18 protein-coding genes and 1 pseudogene are annotated in these 20,760 nt (G+C 60.8%); 18 read left to right on the top strand and 1 reads right to left on the bottom strand.

Features of this window, described 5'->3' with window-relative positions; genetic code table 11:
* Window positions 1-67: 67 nt before the first annotated feature.
* On the bottom strand, window positions 68-709 hold the full coding sequence (locus PIB16_RS20175) for an SGNH/GDSL hydrolase family protein (RefSeq protein WP_077768143.1): 642 nt from the start codon (window positions 707-709) through the stop codon (window positions 68-70).
* Window positions 710-1,062: 353 nt separating this feature from the next.
* Here PIB16_RS20175 and PIB16_RS20170 point away from each other — a divergent pair, with 353 nt between their 5' ends.
* The 18 genes and pseudogenes from PIB16_RS20170 to PIB16_RS20085 all read left to right on the top strand — a co-directional run bounded on the left by PIB16_RS20170 (window position 1,063) and on the right by PIB16_RS20085 (window position 20,721).
* Window positions 1,063-2,094 (top strand): ABC transporter substrate-binding protein, encoded by a 1,032-nt coding sequence (locus tag PIB16_RS20170; protein WP_161991478.1) that lies wholly within the window; start codon window positions 1,063-1,065, stop codon window positions 2,092-2,094.
* Between the two features lie 86 nt (window positions 2,095-2,180).
* On the top strand, window positions 2,181-3,677 hold the full coding sequence (locus PIB16_RS20165; protein WP_077768141.1) for a sugar ABC transporter ATP-binding protein: 1,497 nt from the start codon (window positions 2,181-2,183) through the stop codon (window positions 3,675-3,677).
* 22 nt (window positions 3,678-3,699) lie between these two features.
* Complete coding sequence (locus tag PIB16_RS20160) at window positions 3,700-4,662, top strand: ABC transporter permease (protein WP_012475959.1); 963 nt, start codon at window positions 3,700-3,702, stop codon at window positions 4,660-4,662.
* 1 nt (window position 4,663) lies between these two features.
* Entirely contained in the window at window positions 4,664-5,617 is a 954-nt protein-coding gene (locus tag PIB16_RS20155) for an ABC transporter permease (protein ID WP_012475960.1), read from the top strand.
* A gap of 22 nt (window positions 5,618-5,639) precedes the next feature.
* Entirely contained in the window at window positions 5,640-6,323 is a 684-nt protein-coding gene (locus tag PIB16_RS20150; RefSeq protein ID WP_012475961.1) for an SGNH/GDSL hydrolase family protein, read from the top strand.
* Between the two features lie 81 nt (window positions 6,324-6,404).
* Window positions 6,405-7,907 (top strand): glycerol kinase GlpK, encoded by a 1,503-nt coding sequence (glpK, locus tag PIB16_RS20145; RefSeq protein WP_012475962.1) that lies wholly within the window; start codon window positions 6,405-6,407, stop codon window positions 7,905-7,907.
* Between the two features lie 17 nt (window positions 7,908-7,924).
* Complete coding sequence (gene glpD, locus PIB16_RS20140; RefSeq protein ID WP_077768140.1) at window positions 7,925-9,460, top strand: glycerol-3-phosphate dehydrogenase; 1,536 nt, start codon at window positions 7,925-7,927, stop codon at window positions 9,458-9,460.
* A 65-nt stretch (window positions 9,461-9,525) separates the two neighbouring features.
* A complete protein-coding gene (acs, locus tag PIB16_RS20135; RefSeq protein ID WP_077768139.1) occupies window positions 9,526-11,484 on the top strand; it encodes an acetate--CoA ligase in 1,959 nt (652 codons plus the stop codon).
* Window positions 11,485-11,505: 21 nt separating this feature from the next.
* Window positions 11,506-12,090, top strand: a complete 585-nt coding sequence (locus tag PIB16_RS20130) for an adenylate kinase (RefSeq protein ID WP_012475965.1) — start codon at window positions 11,506-11,508, stop codon at window positions 12,088-12,090.
* Window positions 12,091-13,116: 1,026 nt separating this feature from the next.
* Window positions 13,117-14,352 (top strand): annotated as a pseudogene (locus PIB16_RS26790) (methyl-accepting chemotaxis protein); the annotation flags it as partial.
* A 98-nt stretch (window positions 14,353-14,450) separates the two neighbouring features.
* Window positions 14,451-15,458 carry a class 1 fructose-bisphosphatase gene (locus PIB16_RS20120; protein WP_012475967.1) on the top strand — a complete coding sequence of 336 codons (1,008 nt, stop codon included), beginning with the start codon at window positions 14,451-14,453 and terminating at the stop codon, window positions 15,456-15,458.
* On the top strand, window positions 15,459-16,499 hold the full coding sequence (gene fba, locus PIB16_RS20115) for a class II fructose-bisphosphate aldolase (RefSeq protein WP_012475968.1): 1,041 nt from the start codon (window positions 15,459-15,461) through the stop codon (window positions 16,497-16,499).
* Between the two features lie 14 nt (window positions 16,500-16,513).
* Complete coding sequence (gene tpiA, locus PIB16_RS20110) at window positions 16,514-17,266, top strand: triose-phosphate isomerase (protein WP_077768138.1); 753 nt, start codon at window positions 16,514-16,516, stop codon at window positions 17,264-17,266.
* A 104-nt stretch (window positions 17,267-17,370) separates the two neighbouring features.
* Window positions 17,371-17,571, top strand: coding sequence for a helix-turn-helix transcriptional regulator (locus PIB16_RS20105; RefSeq protein WP_077768137.1), 201 nt, complete (start codon window positions 17,371-17,373; stop codon window positions 17,569-17,571).
* A gap of 62 nt (window positions 17,572-17,633) precedes the next feature.
* The gene (locus PIB16_RS20100) at window positions 17,634-18,062 is read left to right on the top strand and encodes a helix-turn-helix domain-containing protein (RefSeq protein WP_077768182.1); all 429 of its coding nucleotides are present in this window, start codon (window positions 17,634-17,636) and stop codon (window positions 18,060-18,062) included.
* Between the two features lie 50 nt (window positions 18,063-18,112).
* On the top strand, window positions 18,113-19,039 hold the full coding sequence (locus PIB16_RS20095; protein ID WP_077768136.1) for a helix-turn-helix transcriptional regulator: 927 nt from the start codon (window positions 18,113-18,115) through the stop codon (window positions 19,037-19,039).
* 298 nt (window positions 19,040-19,337) lie between these two features.
* Window positions 19,338-19,514, top strand: a complete 177-nt coding sequence (locus tag PIB16_RS20090; RefSeq protein ID WP_162854299.1) for a hypothetical protein — start codon at window positions 19,338-19,340, stop codon at window positions 19,512-19,514.
* 178 nt (window positions 19,515-19,692) lie between these two features.
* The gene (locus PIB16_RS20085; protein WP_077768135.1) at window positions 19,693-20,721 is read left to right on the top strand and encodes a DUF3991 and toprim domain-containing protein; all 1,029 of its coding nucleotides are present in this window, start codon (window positions 19,693-19,695) and stop codon (window positions 20,719-20,721) included.
* Window positions 20,722-20,760: the final 39 nt, after the last annotated feature.

Below are 20,760 nucleotides of genomic sequence, written 5' to 3'. Positions count from 1 at the left end.
CAATCCTCTTGGAGTAAGGCATAAAGATGTACTGGCATCCATTCGTAACGTCGCTGCGGCAATATCATCATCTCCAACCGATCGCCTCGACTTCCCTGGCGAGCGCCGTTCCCAAGGCTTCATGCGCTTCCCGATTGATGTGAAAGCCATCGCGCGGATCGCAAGCCGCGACGGTGGCGGCGTCAAAAAAATGTACTTCGAGCGAATCGGCAATGATTTCGAATTCGAGGGCGAGACGCCGGGATTTCTCCTGGGCGCCGAAAAATATGGGTTCCCATTCCTTGATATCGTCCAGCATCGGCGGTGGAGCAACCACCATGATTTCGGGGGGCTTGCCGGCCGGACCGGGCGCCAGCTCCCGGATATCGTAGACCAGGCAGCCAATCCCCATCGCCACTTCGGAGGGAGGCTGGTGGAAACGGGCTTTCAGGTCGTTCGTCCCGAGCATGATGATGACGAGATCGAGGATTGCGTGGCTCATGAGGCATGGCCGGAGGTAGGTTCGGCCATTCTTCATCGGGCCTTCGATCGGATCGTCTCGAACCGTCGTACGGCCGCTCAAGCCCTCCTCGACCACATACCACTTGCTTCCAAGCTCCCGTCTCAAAACGCCTGGCCAGCGCTCGTCCGGCCCATATCGATCGAGCGGCGAGCCGCCCGGAATCTGGCCATGCGTATTCGAGTCGCCGTAACATAAGACTGACCGCATTTCCTCCCCACCTTTATGGCAAATCATAAAGACGCATGAACATTCAACGGCGATTATGGCCTTTGTCGATCCATGGTGCAAGTTTATTGATATTCATTCAGTCTGAATAATTATTGACAGCCGTTTATCCGTGTGGCATTTCTATGAATGGGAGAGCAAGATTTTCCAGGAACTGAACATAGCCAGCCCAGTCATCCAATGGCTTTGGCCCGCGATTAAAGCCGCTTCAGCGGCCTGGATAAATGTGTCTCCGTGGCAATGGAGATCCGACGTCGAGAGGACGACGGTGTTTGAGCAAGGGAGGAAATCTCGTGAACGGCTATGTGAAATCTATCCTCGGGGCTACGCTTTTGATGGCGTCGACCGCGGGCCCGCTATGGGCGGATGAAGTCAAGTTTATGGACGGCATCACGCCGAAGGCTGGCGACAATCCGCAGACGGAAGCCGGGAAGTACAAGAAGGACTGCGGCTGGGTTATCGGCATGAGCGATTTTGGCGTCAACGCCAACACTTGGACCGTTCAGGTTGCTCACGAATCGGAAGCGGCGGCCGCAGCCAACAAGTGCATCAAGAAGTTCATCCTGCTCGACGCCGGCTTTGACCAGAAGAAGCAGGTTGCCGACATCGAAGACCTGATCGCCCAGAAGGTCGACGCGATCATCGTGCAGCCGGTCACCTCCACCTCCGCAAACGCCTCCATGAAGAAGGCGATTGCCGCCGGCATCCCGGTCATCGTTCATACCGGTCGCGTCGAAACAGAAGACTACACGACCGAGATCCAGGGCGGCGCCGAGCACTTCGGCAAGGTCATGGGCGACTGGCTCGTCAAGACCGTCGGCGATAACGGCAAGATCTGGGTTCTGCGCGGTCTCGCCGGTCATCCGGAAGACACCAACCGCTATAATGGCCTTCTGGAATCCCTCAAGGGCACGAACGTGAAGATCGTCGCCGAAGAGCACGGTGACTGGCAGTACGACAAGGGCAAGAGCGTTTGCGAAACGCTTTACCTGAACAGCCCCGATGTCGATGGCATCTGGTCGTCGGGTGCCGACATGACGCGCGCCTGCGTCGACGTCTTCAAGCAGTTCGGCGCCAAGATCCCGCCGATCTCCGGAGAAGGCAACAACGGCTTCTTCGGCCAGTGGATCCATGACGGCTTCCAGTCGATCTCGGCTGAATATTCGCCGGCCCAGGGCGCCGAAGGCGTGCATGCCGCTGTCGCACTGCTGGAGGGCAAGCAGCTCTACAAGCACTACGACTACAATCCTCCGGGCTGGGACCTGGAGAAGGTCAAGAAGTATTACCGCGACGATCTCTCGGCGAACGTCTGGTGGCCTTCCCAGCTCTCCGAGGACGACCTGAAGAAGTATTATACCAAGAACTAAAATAGCCTCCCAAGGCGCATCCGCCGGTTTCATTCCGGAACCGGCGGATGGTGACCGAGCGGAGCTGCATGGATTGGGAGGAACGAATGGCCAACCTTATAGAAATGTCGAACATTTCAAAGTCGTTTGGCGGAAGTCTGGCACTGGATAGAGTGTCGCTGGAGCTCTTGCCGGGTTCCGTCCATGCCCTGATGGGCGAGAATGGCGCTGGCAAATCGACGCTCATGAAGATCCTCGCGGGCGTTCACCAGCCTGATAGCGGCGAGATCTTCAAGAACGGACACAAGATCGCCTTCCTCAATCCGAAAGAGGCGCTCGACTTCGGCATATCGACGGTCTTCCAGGAGATGACGCTTCTGGCGAACCTGACGATCGCCGAAAACATGTTTCTCGGGCGCGAGCCCGTAACGCGCTTCGGCACCGTCGACTACAAACGGATGAATGCCGAAACCGGAAAGGCGCTGAAAGAGCTGTCGCTCGATCTTGATCCGCGGACGCTGGTTTCGAACCTCACGATTGCCGAACGGCAATTCGTCGAAATCGCCCATGGCATCAAAGCCGATGCCTCGATCTTCATTCTCGACGAGCCGACCGCCGCACTCAACGCCGCTGACGTCGAGATCCTCAACAAGCATATCCGCCGACTGCGCGATGCGGGCAAGGCCCTCGTCTACATCTCGCACCGCATGGATGAAATTTTCCAGATATGCGACACGGTCACGGTTCTGAAAGACGGCAAGCTGATCGGCACGCGCCCGCTTTCGGAAATGACGCCGACATCGCTGATCGCAATGATGGTCGGCCGGGAATTGAAGGACCTTTTCCCGGCAAGGAACGCCTCGGCAGCCTGCGAACCGATGCTCGACATCAAGCACTTCAAGATCGGCGCTTCGTCAAAGCCGTTCTCACTGCATGTTTGCAAGGGTGAGATCGTCGCACTTGCCGGGCTCGAAGGACAGGGTCAGCAAAAACTCCTCCGCTCGCTGGTCGGCAAATTCCAGCCGTTTTCCGGCACGATCACACTGAACGGAAAATCGCTGGCCTTGCCCGTGCCGAACGAGAACGGTGTGCGCAAGCTGCAGCAGATGGGCGTGGGCTTCATTCCTGAGGACCGCAAGGAGGAAGGCTTGTTCCTCAACCTCCCGATCGCGCACAATATCGAGATCGCGCTCCATTCGGCACGAGCAGGATTTTCCCCCGCGAAGAACTATCGCAAGCTCGTTGCCGACACGATCAAGCGGCTCAACGTTCGCACGATCAATGCGTCCGCGCCCGTCGGCGCGCTCTCCGGCGGCAATCAGCAGAAGGTCCTGCTTGGCCGCTATATCGCCGCCAATCTCGACATCCTCCTGATCGAGGAGCCGACGCGCGGTGTCGATATCGGCGCCAAGTCTGAAATCTACAAGCTGCTTCGCGACTTCACGCAGAACGGTGGGGCCGTGCTGGTCCTGTCGAGAGAAACTGTCGAGCTCATCGGCCTTTGCGATCGCATCTATGTCGTCCATGGCGACACGGTCGTTGCCGACATGCCCGCCGCCAAGGCGACCGAGCACGACATCCTCGACGCCGCCTTGAGCGCGTGAACGCCAACAGAGAACCAATCCGATGACCAAGACCCTCACAAGACTATTCAAGGGAAATCAGAGCCGCCAAGGTCTCTGGATCGTTCCCCTGCTGATCACGATCGTTCTCAGCATCGCTCTGATCATTCAGACGGACCAGTTCCTGAACCGGGAAAATCTGTTCAACCTGGTCGCGCAGGCAATGCCGCTCGTCATCACCGCGGTCGGTCAGCTGTTCGTCATCCTCGTCGGCGGCCTCGACCTGTCCGTCGGCTCGCTGATCAGCTTCACGACGGCCATCCTCGCGCTGGACGCTCCGGGCTACATCACGATCCCGGCAGTCTTCCTGCTGGCGGCCCTGCTCGGCCTGACCAACGGCATCGTGATCACTCGTCTCAACGTCCATCCGATCATCGCGACACTGGCGATGCAGTACATCGTCCTCGGCGCTGCGCGCATCTTGCGTCCGGTCTCCGGCGGGACCATTCCGGATGTCGTCATCAGCTCGGTCTCGGGGTCGTTCCTCGGCATCCCCATGCCGATATTCTGGGGCATTTGTGTCGCCCTGGTCGCCTGGAAACTGCTCTACGGCTCGCGGTTCGGCCTGCATCTCTTCGCGATCGGCGGCGGTATTGCCAGCGGCGTCGAAGACGCGACGCGCAACTTCGGTGTTGCCGACAAGCGCAACGTCATCCTCGCCTATGTTGCCTGCTCGTGCTTCGCAGCCCTTGCTGGCGTGTTCCTGGCCGGCCGCATCGTTTCCGGCGATCCAAATGTCGGGCTTCTCTTCGAACTCGACGCGATCACCGCCGTCGCCATTGGCGGCACGCAACTCTCCGGCGGCGTCGGCAGCCTGCAGGGAACGATTATCGGAGCCCTGGTACTGGCGCTCCTCTCCAACGGCATGAACCTGGTCAACGTTTCGCCGTTCATTCAGACGGCGATCAAGGGCGGCATCCTGCTCCTTGTCGTCGGTTTCCAGACACGCAAGAAGATGGGGCTCTAAGATGTCAGCCTTCGCAAAAAATCCCGCAATTCAGCGAATGCTTAAGATTGCGCCCGCCTATTATGTCTTTGCATTGCTGCTGATCGTCCTGTGGGTCTCGCGCCCGCAGATGCTGAACGCAAATGTCATGGGCATCTTCATTCGCCAGGTCGCCCCGCTCGGCGTCCTCGTTCTCGGGCAGTTGCTCGTCATGCGGGTCAAAAGTATCGACCTCGCCGGCGGCGGCGTCATCCTGCTCGTCAACTACTTCATCTCGTCCGGCCAGTTTCCCGGAATGTCGGCGACCGGTTTCGTGCTGCTCGCGCTCTTCACGGGCACCGCGATCGGGCTGTTCAACGGTTTCATGGTGGGCAAGCGCCGCGTCTCGGCTGTTATCGTGACGCTTGCGGTCAGCATCATCCTCGTTGGTGCCGTGCAGTTCCTGTCGAGCGGCAAGCCGCCGGGTAACGTGCCGAGCTACTTCAACGATATCTATAACGTCAAACTCGGCCCGCTGCCCCTCCCGGTCCTGTTCTGGGTGGTGCTGACCACGCTGCTGTCCCTGCTTCTGTCGAGAACGGTGTTCGGCCGTTACGTGACCTCGGTCGGCGCAAACGCGGAAGCAGCGCATTTCTCAGGCGTACCCGTCGAACGCACCGTCGTCGTGGCGCATACGCTGGCAGGCCTGATCGCCGGCATCGCGGCTCTCGTTCAAACGGCTTCGATCGCAGTCGGAAGCGTTCGCGTCGGCCTGGATCTGCCGATCCTTTCTGTTGCCGCAACCATTCTCGGCGGCGTGGTCTTCGGCCGCGGCGAAGGCGGCGTCTGGGGACCGTTCTTTGGTGTCCTTTCGTTCGCGCTCCTCTTTGTCGTGATGACGTCGTTCGGCGTCAGCGACTCCGGGAAGCTCATCGCGCAAGGCCTCATCATTCTCCTTGCGGCCATTTTCTACGGCCTCAAGGCGCGTACCAACTAGTCGTCATCGGAGGAGTAATGACATGGCAGAAAGCCGCTCGATATTGTGTTTTGGGGACTCACTGACATGGGGATGGATTCCGGTACCCGAGTCGTCGCCGACACTCAGATACCCCTTTGAACAACGCTGGACCGGCGCAATGGCCGCAGCACTCGGTGACGGCTATACGATCATCGAGGAAGGCTTAAGCGCCCGCACCACGAGCGTCGAGGATCCGAACGATCCCAGGCTGAACGGCAGCGCCTATCTGCCGATGGCGCTCGCCAGCCACCTGCCGCTCGATCTCGTCATCATCCTGCTCGGCACCAACGACACCAAGTCGTATTTCCGCCGCACGCCTTACGAGATCGCCAACGGCATGGGCAAGCTTGCGGGACAGGTTCTGACTTCGGCCGGCGGCATCGGCACGCCCTATCCTGCCCCGAAGCTTCTGATCGTCTCGCCGCCGCCGCTCGCTCCCATGCCTGACCCATGGTTCGAAGGCATGTTCGGCGGTGGCTACGAAAAGTCCGTCGAACTTTCAAAGCAGTACAAGGCGCTCGCCAACTTCCTGAAGGTCGACTTTCTCGACGCCGGCGAGTTCGTCAAGACCGATGGCTGCGATGGCATCCATTTCTCGGCTGACACGAATATCACGCTCGGCCAGGCAATCGCAGAAAAGGTCAAGGCGATTTTCTCTCAAGAGGCGAAGAAAGCTGTGGCCTAGCAGCGTTCCGTCGCCGGCCGCCAGGCGCCATCCTCCCAGGCGGCTGGCGGTCCTTTTCCGCAAACAAGATTTGAGGCTCCCATGACCGGCTATGTTCTGGCGATCGACCAGGGGACGACGTCCTCCCGAGCCATCGTTTACGGCCCCGATGCCCAGCCGATCGCGATCGATCAAAAAGAGATATCACAGTCGTTTCCGAAGTCGGGTTGGGTCGAGCACGACGCCACCGAAATCTGGGATTCTGTTGTTGAGACCTCCCGTACCGCTCTCGCGCGAGCCGGCATCGAGGCGCGCGACGTTGCGGCGATCGGCATCACCAATCAGCGCGAAACCTGCCTCATCTGGGAGCGGTCGACGGGCAAGCCGATCCATCCGGCGATCGTCTGGCAGGATCGCCGCACCTTCGGCGCATGCGAGGTCCTTCGCGCAGACGGGTTTGGCCCGCTGATACAGGAAAAGACCGGCCTTCTGCTCGATCCCTATTTCTCCGCCACCAAGATCGCCTGGATCCTCGACAATGTCGACGGCGCGCGGCGTGCGGCCGAGAATGGCCAGCTGCTGTGCGGCACGATCGACACTTATCTCACCTGGATGCTCACCGGCGGCGCCGTGCACGCGACGGACGCCACCAACGCGTCGCGCACCTCGCTGTTCGATATTCGTCAGAATCGCTGGGACGACGAATTGCTGGGCGCCTTCAGAGTCCCGCGGGCTCTCTTGCCCGAGGTCAAGGATTGTGCCGACGATTTCGGCCAGACGGTTGCCGCCCATTTCGGCGCTCAAATTCCAATCCGGGCGCTCGCGGGCGACCAGCAGGCGGCTCTGCTTGGTCAGGCCTGCCTGAAGCCCGGAATGCTCAAATCGACCTATGGCACGGGCTGCTTCGTGGTCCTGAACACCGGCGATCAGATCGTCAGATCGTCCAATCGTCTGCTGTCGACCATTGGCTATCGCCTCAATGGCAAAACGACTTATGCACTTGAGGGTTCGATCTTCATGGCGGGTGCCGCGGTTCAATGGCTGCGCGACTCCCTGAAGCTCATCAAGGCGGCCGACGAGACGGGCCGTCTCGCGCATCTGGCCGACGAACAGGAAGACGTTTACCTGGTGCCGGCATTCACCGGGCTCGGCGCGCCGCACTGGAATTCGCAAGCCCGTGGCGCGATTTTCGGCCTAACGAGAGGCACGGGGATCGCCGAGCTTTCGCGGGCGACGCTGGAATCCGTCTGCTACCAGACGCGCGATCTCCTCGAGGCGATGGCCTCCGATTACCCGATGGACGTCAGGGGTGCGACCCTGCGCGTCGATGGCGGCCTGTCGGGCAGCGATTGGGCCATGCAGGCGCTGGCCGATTGCCTCGGAAGCGTCATCGAGCGGTCGCAAAGCCAGGAAGCGACAGCTTACGGAGTTGCGGCACTCGCCGGCGCGCAAGCGGGCGTCTGGCCCGATCTTCAGACCTTTGCCGCGAACTGGAAGGCAAAGCGCAGCTTCACCCCCAACCTCAACACTGACGAGCGGGCGCGACGCTATCGGAAATGGCGCGCCGCCGTTGCAAGCACGCTTTCCTATGCGGCAACGGCGTGACGTTACGGGAGACCGACATGGCAGATAAGATCCACGACCTGTTCGTAATCGGCGGCGGCATCAACGGTTGCGGGATCGCGCGCGACGCGGTCGGTCGCGGCTATTCGGTCGCGTTGGCGGAGATGAACGACTTTGCATCCGGCACATCATCGGGTGCCACCAAGCTCATCCATGGGGGCCTGCGTTATCTCGAACATTACGAGTTCCGGCTGGTGCGTGAATCGCTGATGGAGCGCGAAGTGCTCTGGGCGATGGCGCCGCACATCATCTGGCCGATGCGCTTCGTGCTGCCCTACCAGAAAGGCGGCATCCGCCCCGCGTGGCTGATCCGGCTCGGGCTCTTCCTTTACGACCATCTCGGCGGCCGCAAGCTGCTGCCGCCGACGGCGGTACTCGACATGCGCCGCGACGAGGCGGCCAAACCGCTGAAGGCGCTCTTCTCCAAGGCGTTTGAATATTCCGACGGCTGGGTCGACGATGCCCGCCTCGTGGTGCTCAATGCCCGCGACGCCAGCGACAAGGGCGCGCTGATCATGCCGCGCACCAAGGTTGTCTCGGCGCGGCGCGAGAACGGGCTCTGGACGATCGAGACGGTGGATACGGTCTCCGGGATCGCGGCGGTTCACCGCGCACGCATGCTCGTCAATGCGGCCGGTCCCTGGGTCGACCATGTGATCCGCGGCGCCTTCGGCAAGAATGAGGCGCGCAACGTCCGTCTCGTCCAAGGCAGCCATATCGTGGTCAAGAAGAAGTTCGAGGGGCCGCGGGCCTATTTCTTCCAGAACCCCGACAATCGCATCATCTTTGCCATTCCCTATGAGGACGAGTTCACGCTGATCGGCACCACCGATCGCGACTTCAGCGGCGATCCGAAGGACGTCAGGATCTCGCAGGAGGAGACGGAATACCTCTGCAAGGCGGCGAGCGAATATTTCAAGGAGCCGGTCAGGCAGGACGATATCGTCTGGACCTATGCAGGGATCCGCCCGCTTTTCGACGACGGCGCCACCAAGGCGCAGGAGGCAACCCGCGACTATGTGCTGAAGCTTGACGGCTTCGTCGGCAGCGAGGTCAACAGGGCTCCGCTCCTCAACGTCTTCGGCGGCAAGCTCACCACCTACCGGCGTCTGGCAGAGCACGCGTTGGAGAAGATCGGTGAGGCGATCGGCACCAAGGGGGCTCCCTGGACGGCCAAGAGCCATCTGCCGGGCGGCGACTTTCCGGTTCAAGGCTACGAGGCGGAGGTCACCAAGCTTCACAAGGCCTATCCATTCCTCGCCGCTTCGCATGCGCGCCGGCTTGTCCGCCGCTATGGCACAAGAGCATCCGTCCTTCTCGGCACTGCCGGGAAAATCGAGGATCTCGGCCGGTTGTTCGGGTCCGATCTCTACGAAGCCGAAGTGCTCTACCTGATGGCGCACGAATGGGCGCGCACGACGAATGACATTCTCTGGAGACGCTCGAAGAAGGGACTGCATCTCAGCCACAGCGAAGTGGCCCTTCTCGACCAATTCATTTCTGAGATCATCCAGCGGCAGGTTGCCGCGCAGTGAGATTTTTCGGCGGGCCGTAGCGCATCGATCATGCCGGCCGGCCGCCTGACATTTGAGGAGTTTTGATGTCGGACAAGATTTATCCGGTCACCAAACCGGTGGAGAGCCATGCGCTGATCAATAAGGCCGAGTACCAGGAATGGTACGAGGAGAGTGTCGCTAGCCCCGAGCAGTTCTGGGGCAAACACGGCAAGCGCATCGACTGGTTCAAGCCTTACACCCGCGTAAAGGACACCTCTTTTACCGGGGATGTCTCGATCAAATGGTTCGAGGACGGTGAGACCAATGTCTCCTACAACTGCATCGACCGGCACCTCGCAACAAACGGTGATCAGGTCGCCATCATATGGGAAGGTGACGATCCATCGCTCGACAGGAAGGTCACCTACCGCGAGCTTTACGAGCACGTCTGTCGTATGGCGAACGTCTTGAAGAAGCACGGGGTCAAGAAGGGCGATCGTGTCACTATCTACATGCCGATGGTGCCGGAAGCGGCCTATGCGATGCTCGCCTGCGCCCGCATCGGCGCAATCCATTCCGTGGTGTTTGGCGGCTTCAGTCCCGAGGCGCTGGGTGGCCGCATCGTCGATTGTGAATCGACCTTCGTCATCACCTGCGATGAGGGCCTGCGCGGCGGCAAGCCGGTTCCGTTGAAAGCCAATGTCGACAAGGCGATCGACATCGCCGCGCGCGGTCATGTCATGGTCAAGAACGTGCTCGTCATCCGCCGCACCGGCAGCCCGCTCAGTTGGGCGCCGGGCCGCGACCTCTGGCATCACGAGGAAGCAGCCACTGTTTCGGCCGACTGCCCGCCCGAGCCAATGAACGCCGAGGATCCACTGTTCATCCTCTATACTTCAGGCTCGACCGGCAAACCGAAGGGCGTTCTCCACACCACCGGCGGCTATCTCGTCTACGCCTCGATGACCCACGAATATGTCTTCGATTACCAGCACGGCGATATCTACTGGTGCACTGCCGACGTCGGCTGGGTCACGGGACACTCCTATATCGTCTACGGACCGCTCGCCAACTGCGCAACGACGCTGATGTTCGAGGGGATCCCGACATTCCCCGATGCCGGCCGGTTCTGGGATGTGATCGATAAGCACAAGGTCAACATCTTCTATACCGCCCCGACCGCAATCCGTTCGCTGATGGGCGCCGGCGATGATTTCGTCAAACGATCCAGCCGATCCAGCCTGTGGTTGCTTGGCTCGGTCGGCGAGCCGATCAACCCCGAAGCCTGGGAATGGTACTATCACACGGTCGGCGACGGGCGCTGCCCTGTTGTCGATACCTGGTGGCAGACGGAAACCGGCGGCATCATGATCACGCCGCTGCCGGGTGCGACCGACCTGAAGCCAGGCTCGGCCACTCGGCCCTTCTTCGGCATCAGGCCGGAGCTCGTCGATGCCGAAGGCAAGCTCATCGAAGGGGCCGCCGACGGCAATCTCTGCATCGCCGACAGCTGGCCAGGTCAGGCGCGTTCCGTCTATGGCGATCACAAGCGCTTCATCCAGACCTACTTCTCCACCTACGAGGGCAAGTATTTCACCGGCGACGGCTGTCGCCGTGATGCCGACGGCTATTATTGGATCACAGGTCGCGTCGACGACGTCCTCAATGTCTCCGGCCACCGGCTGGGGACGGCGGAAGTCGAGTCCGCCCTGGTTTCGCATCACCTCGTGTCCGAAGCCGCTGTCGTCGGCTATCCACACAACATCAAGGGCCAGGGCATCTATTGCTATGTCACGCTGATGGCGGGCAGCGAAGGGTCCGAGGAGTTGCGCCAGCAGCTGGTCAAGCATGTCCGCGCGGAAATCGGCCCGATCGCGTCGCCTGATAAGATCCAGTTCGCGCCGGGCCTGCCGAAGACCCGCTCGGGAAAGATCATGCGCCGCATTCTGCGCAAGATCGCCGAGGACGATTTCGGGTCGCTCGGCGACACCTCGACGCTTGCCGATCCCGCTGTCGTCGACGATCTGATCGTCAACCGCCAGAACAGGGCCGAGGCGGCCTAGACCGAAGGAAAGGACTATCCCATGAGACTGATCCTGATGGGCCCGCCCGGGTCCGGCAAGGGGACCCAAGCCAAGCGCATCTGCGAAAAGCTCGGCATCCCGCATCTATCGACCGGCGATATCCTCCGGGCCGAGGTCAAGGCGGGAACGCCCCTCGGTTTGGCGGTCGCGGCCACCATGGCAGCCGGCGGGCTCGTTTCCGACGATACCGTCTCGGCGATCGTCGCCAACCGGATTGCCAGTCCGGAAGCTCAGCGCGGATTCGTACTCGACGGGTTTCCGCGCACGATTTCGCAGGCGGCGTCGTTGGATCAATCGCTCGGGGAGCATTCCCTGACTGCTGTCATCGAGCTCGTCGTCCCGGAGGAAGAACTTTACGACCGCATCTGCCGAAGGGCGGCAGAGTCTGCCGGCGCACAACGCGCCGATGACAATGCGGCGACATTGGAACTGCGCCTCAAGGCGTATCGGGCCGAGACCCTTTCGGTGAGCGAGTTCTACAAGGGTCGGTCGCCCTACTTTCAGGTCGACGGCCTCGCCGTTCCCGAGGAAGTGACCGCCCGGATTCTGGAGATCCTGGAGTCGGCCGCGGCCGAATATTCCTGAGACATTACTAATTCGAGATCAATTTTACCGGATATTCATTCACTCAGAATAATTATTATGGGACCTCGTTATCTTGGGTGGAGAATCATGAGCATTCATTTTGACTTCCTGCTGTTGCGCGGACCGATCCGGACTAAAATCTTTTGTCTGCTGACGCCGATACTGATCGGCATCGCAGGCTTGAGCCTCGTCAACTATCTCTCAGGCAACATGCTGAATACCCAGCTCGCGAGCAGTTCGAGCGGGATGGTCACGCTGTCTGCGATCAAACAAGCCCAGGACGGGATGAACTCCTTCCTGCTCGAGGCGACCGAGGCCAAGCGCGATGCGCTGAAGGCGCTGCTCGCAGACCAGAGCGCTAAGATATCGACGAGCCTGTCCTTCGCTCAAGAGCAGGATGAACGGCAGAGCCTGGTTGCCGCCGGGACGATTGCCGAAGAGGTCTCCAGGACGATCGACGGCCTCTGGGACATGCACAGCGACGAGAGGAAACTGCGGGAAGGGATTTCCAGCGATCTCGCAACCCTGTCGGATGTGCAGTCCAAACTGCAGACCTATCTGAACATTCCCGCCGATCAGGCGGCAGCACAAGCGGCGACCGCCGAAACGCTGAACAAGATCAATTCCATGAACTACGAACTTCGGATCGCCGCTTCCGACTTTCTGGGTGGAATGAACGACGATACCCTCAAGAAGGTGAAGGGCCGTCTCAAGGGCCTGGGCTTCTATCTGGGCAAGGTCAAGGAACAGCATGCCGCCAACGGTCCTATCCAGGAACTGGCCAGCAAAGCCATCGACGTGATCGGCGGGACCTCGGAGAGGTTCGACCAGCTCCTCGTCAAGGTCGGAGAACGTGACGCCGCCTTCAAGGCTGCGAGCGCCAGCATGAATGACGCCTGGAACAAGATCCTTCTATTCGCCGACATCCAGCGCGGCCATGCCTCCGCGGCCCAAGACCAGGCGCAAACCATATCCTTAGTGACGACCGTGATCGCCCTGCTCTTCGGCTGCGTCGCCGGCTATCTGCTGCTCAGAACCATCAAGTCTCCGATCGAAGCGCTCACGGCCTCCATGAAGGCGGTTGCATCAGGCAAGCTCGATGAAAAGATCGGCAGCGTCGAAACGCGCGACGAGATCGGCGAGATGGCAAGGGCGCTTGATGTCTTTCGCCACAACGCGCTCGAAAAGATCCGCGTGGAAAATGAGGCGGAACAGTCGAGGTCACTCGCGCGCCAACAGCGCCAGGAAGACGACCTCCGCAAGACCCGCGATGCGGCTGCCATCAGTAACGCTGTCGAGGCGGTTGCATCCGGCCTGCACAAGCTGGCGAGCGGCGATCTGACCGTGACCATCGGCCGTCCCCTCGATGGTGAGCTCGATCAGCTTCGGCAGGACTTCAATGCCTCGATGCTGCACCTGCAGGCGACGATGCGCCAGATCCGCGACAATGTCGAAATGATCCAGGGCAACGGCAACCAGATGGCCGAGGCGGCCGAGGATCTTGCCAAACGGACTGAGCAGCAGGCTGCTTCGCTCGAAGAAACGGCAGCCGCCGTCGACGAGATCACCGTCACGGTTCGCTCGTCGGCGGAACGTGCCAAGGATGCCGACCAGATCGTCCGCCAGGCCAAGCAGAGCGCCGACGATTCAGCCATCGTCGTCAACAATGCGATCGATGCGATGGGCCGGATCGAAGAAGCCTCCCGCCAGATCGAGCAGATCACCGGCGTCATCGACGAGATCGCCTTCCAGACCAATCTGCTGGCGTTGAATGCCGGCGTCGAGGCGGCACGCGCCGGCGATGCGGGCAAAGGCTTTGCCGTCGTTGCCCAGGAGGTGCGTGAACTGGCGCAGCGCTCCGCCAAGGCGGCCAAGGAGATCAAGGTCCTCATCAACAAGTCGACGGCCGAGGTCAATACCGGCTCGCATCTGGTCCAGGAAACCGGTTCGGTCCTTGCGAAGATCAGCTCGCAGATCGTCACGATCAGTCAGCATGTCGAGACGATCGCCCGCGGCAGCCACGATCAGTCGAGTGCGCTGCAGGGGGTCAACTCGACCGTCAATCAGATGGACCAGATGACACAGCACAATGCGGCTATGGTCGAGGAAACGACGGCCGCGAGCCGCGAACTCGCCTCTCAGGCCGACAGCCTGCTGGCCCTGGTTCAGCAATTCAGGATCGAAGGAAATGCACGAGAATTTGGGTTCTCAAACGCCGAGGAGTTGTCGCACCAAAGACCGGCCAGCCAGAGCGCGGCGTGAGGTCGCCACCGAATTACATTGGCCGGACAGAACTGCGTCTGAAGCGGAGTAACGAAATCGGATCTCACTGGATTTACGAGACAGGTTGAAACATCGACATGACAATCACACCGGACATAGAACTTGGCGCTTATCTCCACGAGACGAAAGTCGATCCTGCCCTGGCAAGCTTGGTTGAAAGCATAGCAGCCTCAGCGATCGTTGTTGCCGATCACCTGAAGGAAGCAGCCTTTCAGAACCATATAGGCAGCTCCGGCACGACGAATGTCCAGGGTGAAGATCAGAAGCTCCTCGATGTCCTGGCCGATCGTGTGTTTCGCGAAACATGCGGCGAGGCGGTCTCGCTTGCTGCCTATGTTTCCGAGGAGGCGGAGGAGGTCACGTGGTTGAAACCTCCAGCCGCTGGCGACCTCATCCTTTACGTCGATCCGCTGGACGGCTCATCGAACCTTGAAGTCAACCTTTCCGTCGGTTCGATCTTTGCGGTGAGTCAGGTCCAGGCGGACGGCGACACCAATGTTCTACGCAAGGGGCGAGAGTATCTCTGCGCCGGCTATGCCATCTATGGCCCCTCGACGCTCTTCGTTATCACATTCGGCCTCGGCGTGGTCGGCTTCACGCTGGATCCGTCTGACGGGCAATTCAAACTGACCAACGCGCGCATGCGCGTGCCGACGGAAACGACCGAGTTTGCCGTGAATTCGTCGCGCCAGCGTTTCTGGGATGAGCCGATCCGACGCTATGTCGACGAATGCCTTGCGGGATCGGCAGGGCCGCGCGGACAGGACTTCAACATGCGCTGGACCGCCTCGATGGTGGCCGACGTCCATCGCATTCTGACCCGCGGAGGGGTGTTTCTCTATCCGGCGGACGAGTCCAATCGCCGCGCCGGCGGCAAGCTGCGCCTGATGTATGAAGCCAATCCCATGGCGTTCCTCGTCGAGGCGGCCGGCGGTGCAGCATCCACCGGAACCGAAGACATCCTTCGCATCCAACCACAGGCTCATCATCAGCGCGTGTCGGTGTTGCTCGGCTCGAGCAACGAAATCCAACGCCTGGTGCAATTTCACCAAATCCATCACTCGCAAGAGGAGATCGGCTCTTAAATGGCTCTCGTCACCCTTCGTCAATTGCTCGACCACGCCGCCGAGAACGGCTACGCCATCCCGGCTTTCAACGTGAACAACATGGAGCAGATGCTCGCCATCATGAAGGCTGCTGATCGTACCGACAGCCCGGTCATCATGCAGGCAAGCCGCGGCGCCCGAGCTTTTGCAGGCGACGCGACGCTGTCGCATCTGATCCGTGCGGCGATCGAGATGTATCCGCATATCCCGGTGTGCATGCATCAGGACCACGGCAATTCGGCGTCGACCTGCATGTCGGCAATTCTTGCCGGCTTCTCCTCGGTGATGATGGACGGTTCCCTCTCTGAAGATGGGCGCACGCCTCTCAGCTTCGAAAATAATGTCGCCGTCACGGCCAAGGTTTCGGAGATGGCGCATCTGGTCGGCGTCTCCGTCGAAGGAGAAATCGGCCATCTCGGCTCGTTGGAAAGCGGCCGCGGCGAAGCAGAAGATGGGCACGGCTTTGACGGCGAGCTCAGCCGCGACATGCTTTTGACCGATCCGGAAGAGGCTGCCGAGTTCGTGCGCTTGACGAAGGTGGATGCGCTCGCCATCGCCATCGGCACGTCTCATGGCGCTTACAAATTCTCCCGGAAGCCGGACGGCGACATCCTTTCCATCAAGCGCCTGAAGGAGATCCACGCCCGCCTGCCCGATACCCATCTCGTCATGCATGGGTCGTCGTCCGTGCCCCAGGAATTGCAGGAACTGATCAACGCGCATGGCGGCGAGGTCAAACCGACCTATGGTGTTCCGGTCGAGGAAATCCAGGAAGGCATCCGCCACGGCGTTCGCAAGGTGAATGTCGACACCGACCTTCGATTGGCGTTCACGGGGGCGATCCGCCGCGTCTTTGCCCTTCATCCCGGGGAGTTCGATCCACGCAAATACCTCGCCCCGGGCATCGAGGCGATGGCAGCGGTCTGCGGCGACCGATACGAGCAGTTCGGCGCCGCCGGACATGCCTCCGCCATCAAGCCCTTGCCGCTTGCCGAGATGGCGAAGCGATATAGCCACTAACCGGGGGCAAGAACTTGAGTAACACTCCCCGCCGGCTCATCGTCGGCAACTGGAAAATGAACGGGCTTACGGCCGATCTCGCCGAGATCGAAAAGGTCGCCTGGAACATCGGCGAGCTGAATGCGGATGTGGCTATATGTCCTCCGGCAACGCTCCTGCAATCCGCCGTGAGGATAATCGCCGGAAGCCGGCTTCTTCTCGGTGCCCAGGATTGCAGCGCTCAGGAAGCTGGCGCCCATACCGGCGACATATCCGCCAGGATGATCGCCGATTCCCGCGCCCGCGTCGTCATACTCGGTCATTCCGAGAGGCGGCAATATCAGGGCGAGACGGACGCGATGGTCAGGCGCAAGGCCGAGATTGCGGTGAGCGCCGGCTTGATGCCAGTAATTTGCGTCGGTGAGACAGAAGCGGAGCATCTCCGCCAGGAGACGCTTACTGTCCTCAAAAACCAGCTGCAGGGTTGCCTGCCCGCCGAAATGAACGAGCTCGCCTTGGTCATAGCTTATGAGCCGGTCTGGTCGATTGGGACCGGTCGGCTGCCCGAACAAAGCGAAATTCTCGCCGCCCATGCCTGCATCCGATCCAGTCTGATCGATGCCTATGGATCGATCGGTGCACAGCTCAGGATCCTCTATGGTGGATCCGTCAAACCTGAGAATTCGGCCGAGATTCTTGCTCTTGAAAATGTCGACGGTGTTCTGGTCGGCGGCGCCAGTCTGCGCGCGGAAAGCTTTCTTCGGATCTGCGAGGCAACCGGGAGGTAGGTCACCAGTCGTTCCGCTGCGGAAGTCAGGGGCAAACCCATCGGGCGGATCGTTCGCCCTGTTGCTCGAGGATGAAAATAAACACCAACGAAAGCAGGTTGGTCATGGAACATTGGATGCTTTCGCCCATCGAAAAGACCTGCCTTCGATGGGTGTCGATGGGAAAGACTGTTGATGAAATCGCCCTGCTCCAAGGCAGAAGCGTCATTGAAATCGAAAGCTATCTCGAGCAAGCGCTTGCTGCACTCGAGGCGAGTTCGATGCAGGAGGCTCTCGAGAAGGCAAGCCTTTCGGAGCCCGACTGATGTTGGCCGCAGGGCGGCGAGCAGCAAACCCACGACCTTTCAACGACAGGGATGGCGATGAAATGACCAATCATGTGAACAATCAGAGCAAGGCCAAAGCGCCGAGCCCGATCGATGTCGAGGTGGGAGCAAGCGTGCGCGGAATGAGCCAAAGCACACTCGCCGAGGCTTTGGGCGTGACGTTCCAGCAAGTCCAGAAATACGAGAAGGGCACGAACCGCGTCGGCGCGAGCCGTTTGCTCAATGTCGCCACTCTGCTCGGTGTGCCGGTGTCGTATTTCTTCGACAGCCAGAGCCGTGATGGAAAACCCGATGGGCTGACAGGCACCGGCGCCGAGATGGAGCTCAGCGCCTTCCTCGATACCGACGAGGGGCGAGACCTCAACGTCGCCTTCGCCAGGATAGCAAGGCCGGCACTGCGCCGTCAGGTCCTATCCCTCGTCAAGGCCATGGCCGCGACGGATGTAAAGGGTTCCCGCGGGAACGCCTAGTTTGGTGCCGCTCCGGTTATGCGGCGAAACTCAACTCCTGGAGATGCCCATTGCAGCATGCTGCACTCCGACATGGCAACATCGCGCAGGCCGGCCCGGTTGGTCAGCTGGATCGCGATCACGTGTCTTGCGTCGGGGACAGCCATTACATCGTCGGCCGGTTCCACGCCTGGAAAGGAAAGTGCCATTCAGCCCTGAAGCTGGCGTTCGATGGCGCGCCAGACGCTTATTTGCTTTACCTGCCCCTATCCACCACGCCTGGGACACGTTCGGGGGCACTGCGCCTTTCGACGGCACAGGCAGTTGGTTTTCTGGAGGATCTCGCTCAGTTCGATGAGCTGACCCCTCATGAACATTCCAGCTATATCGGCCTCTCCTTCGCAAAGTCGGCGATGGTGCAACAGGTCAGTGAACTCTTGGATGGGCCTGTCACGGCAGACCTTCATTTCGACCGCATCGTCGATCTGACCACCGAGAAGGGTCTGCGGCTGGCCGCACTCGGCCATCTCGTATGGAGCTGTCTTAATCTTTCCGACGCGGATCGATTGGCGCCGGCTGCCATCGAGCGGCTGTTTGAGTCGACGATGATCGCACTTCTGGAGGTTGTTCCCAATAGCTACATGCCGCGGCTCGAGCGGCCGGTCTCGCCGGCGGTGCCCCGGCAGGTGAAACGGGCGATCGAGTATATGCATGCCAACCTGTCGCAACCTCTCACTGTTGCGTCGATAGCCAGCGAGACCGGTACGAGCGTCAGAGCATTGCAGGTCGCCTTCCAGCGGTTCAAGGGCACAACGCCTTTGGGCTATCTCAAAACGATCCGCCTCGAAGCAGCGCGCCGAGCGCTGGTCGACGATACCGGCTCGCGGTCGATCGCCGACGCGGCACGCAGTGCAGGGTTCACCCATATGGGGCGGTTTGCGGCCGTCTACTATCAGGCTTTTGGCGAAACGCCGTCGGAAACGATCCGGACGAGATAGATTGCCAGTCAACGGCAATGTCGAAAGCGGAAACCATCTTCGTGTTGCGGAAGTCAGCCGCGAAACTGGCATGGTATGAAATGCGTGCGCGAACCGTTCATCTCCCCCGGAAGCAGCCCAATCCCGCTCTTTTGTGATGGCGTCCTGGCCCGGCGCCGGATCTTCCACGATCAACCCGTTAAGGGTCCGCTAGCAAGCTGCGGCCGCTTCGGCTTCGCCTCGCGGTGATCGCGCCCGTCGCCGGGCCTTTTGAGGAGCCATCGAGCGGGATTGGCCCGCTCCCGCAGGAGCCTCTTATATGTCGCACGATCTTTCCCTCGCTCAGTCCCACGCCTTCCAGCTTTCCCGCGACCTGATGGTCCCGGTCACCGTCTTCGAAGTCGACGGCGAATATGGCGTCCTCCCTTCTGACGAGATCGACGCCGGTGACGCCCTTGAGATCGTCAATGAGTTCTTCCCCTGGCCGGCTCATTGAGCCGGCCGCCAGTGCCTTCGGCGTGCCGCTTGCGCGCGGCAGGCCGCAAGGGAGGCTGCGCCGCGGCCGGGTATTGCATGATCCGACAATTGTCAGCCGCGCCCTTGCGGCCTTTGCTCTTCGCGGCGGGTGGAGCGCGCCTGCGAAGCGACGGGCAAGAAAGGCAATGAGGAAAAGCATGGACAGAAAGGAAATAGAGGCGCTGCGCGACCAGGTGAGCTGCGCGGCTGTTCTTGAGCAGGCGGGCTTCGCCATCGATCTAAAGGAGAGTACCCGGCGGGCGGTGAAGTTCCGCCGGTCGGGCGAAATTATCATCGTCACCCATGACGGTCGCGGATGGTTCGATCCGCTCGGCGATGCGAAAGGCGATGTGTTCGGACTTGTCGAACATCTCGATCATGTTGGCTTTCTCGAAGGCGCCGGAAGGGTCGCCGGCCTTGTTGGTTTTGCGATCACGGAGCCGGAATGGCAGGCGCCGAGGCCTGACCGAGACCTCGATCTTTCTTTACCCGAGCGTTGGCAGGCACGCCGCCGGCCGTGGCCCAGCTCGTCGACATGGGCTTATCTGAACGGTGAGCGCTTCCTTCCTGCCACTCTGCTCCGAGCCACGATCGGGCAAGACCGTCTGCGGGAAGGCCCGCAAGGCAGCATGTGGGCAGCGCACACCGACAATGCCGGAGTTGTGACCGGCTGGGAGGCGCGCGGTCCTGAATATCGGGGATTTGCCTCCGGTGGAACGAAGGTCCTCTTCCGTCTGGGACCGGACCCAGCGTTGCGCCTGGCCGTGACGGAAGCTGCGATCGACGCCATGAGCCTTGCCGCCATCGAGGGGCTGCGCGATGGAACCGTGTATCTCAGTACCGGGGGCGGATGGTCGCCGTCGACGGAGGCGGCGCTTCGGCAGATGGCCTCGCGAGCAGATAGTCTCCTCGTCGCCGCGACAGACGGCAATCCGCAAGGAGAGATGTTTGCCGAGCGCTTGCGGGCGCTCGCGGATACCGTCGGCTGCGACTGGTCGCGGCTCCGCCCGCCCGAGGAGGATTGGAACGAAACCCTGAAAATCAGGGAGAAAGAAAAGAGGGAAAGGAAGGAAGGCGGCGTGCCGCATTCGCGCCGCCCGCGTCAAGGGAAGCTTCGCCCGGGCGAGCCGGCCCTTGACCCGGCCGGTCGCGATGCCGGCGGCCCGGGAGGTGTCATGAAGGACTGAAGAGGATGGCAAGGTCGGAAGGACAGTGCCGCACTTCGG

Source organism: Agrobacterium sp. ST15.13.015 (assembly GCF_027871645.1).
Classification (GTDB): Bacteria; Pseudomonadota; Alphaproteobacteria; order Rhizobiales; family Rhizobiaceae; genus Agrobacterium; species Agrobacterium leguminum.
The sequence above is the reverse complement of the archived record's forward strand: the minus strand, read 5'-3'. Positions and strand labels throughout refer to the sequence as shown.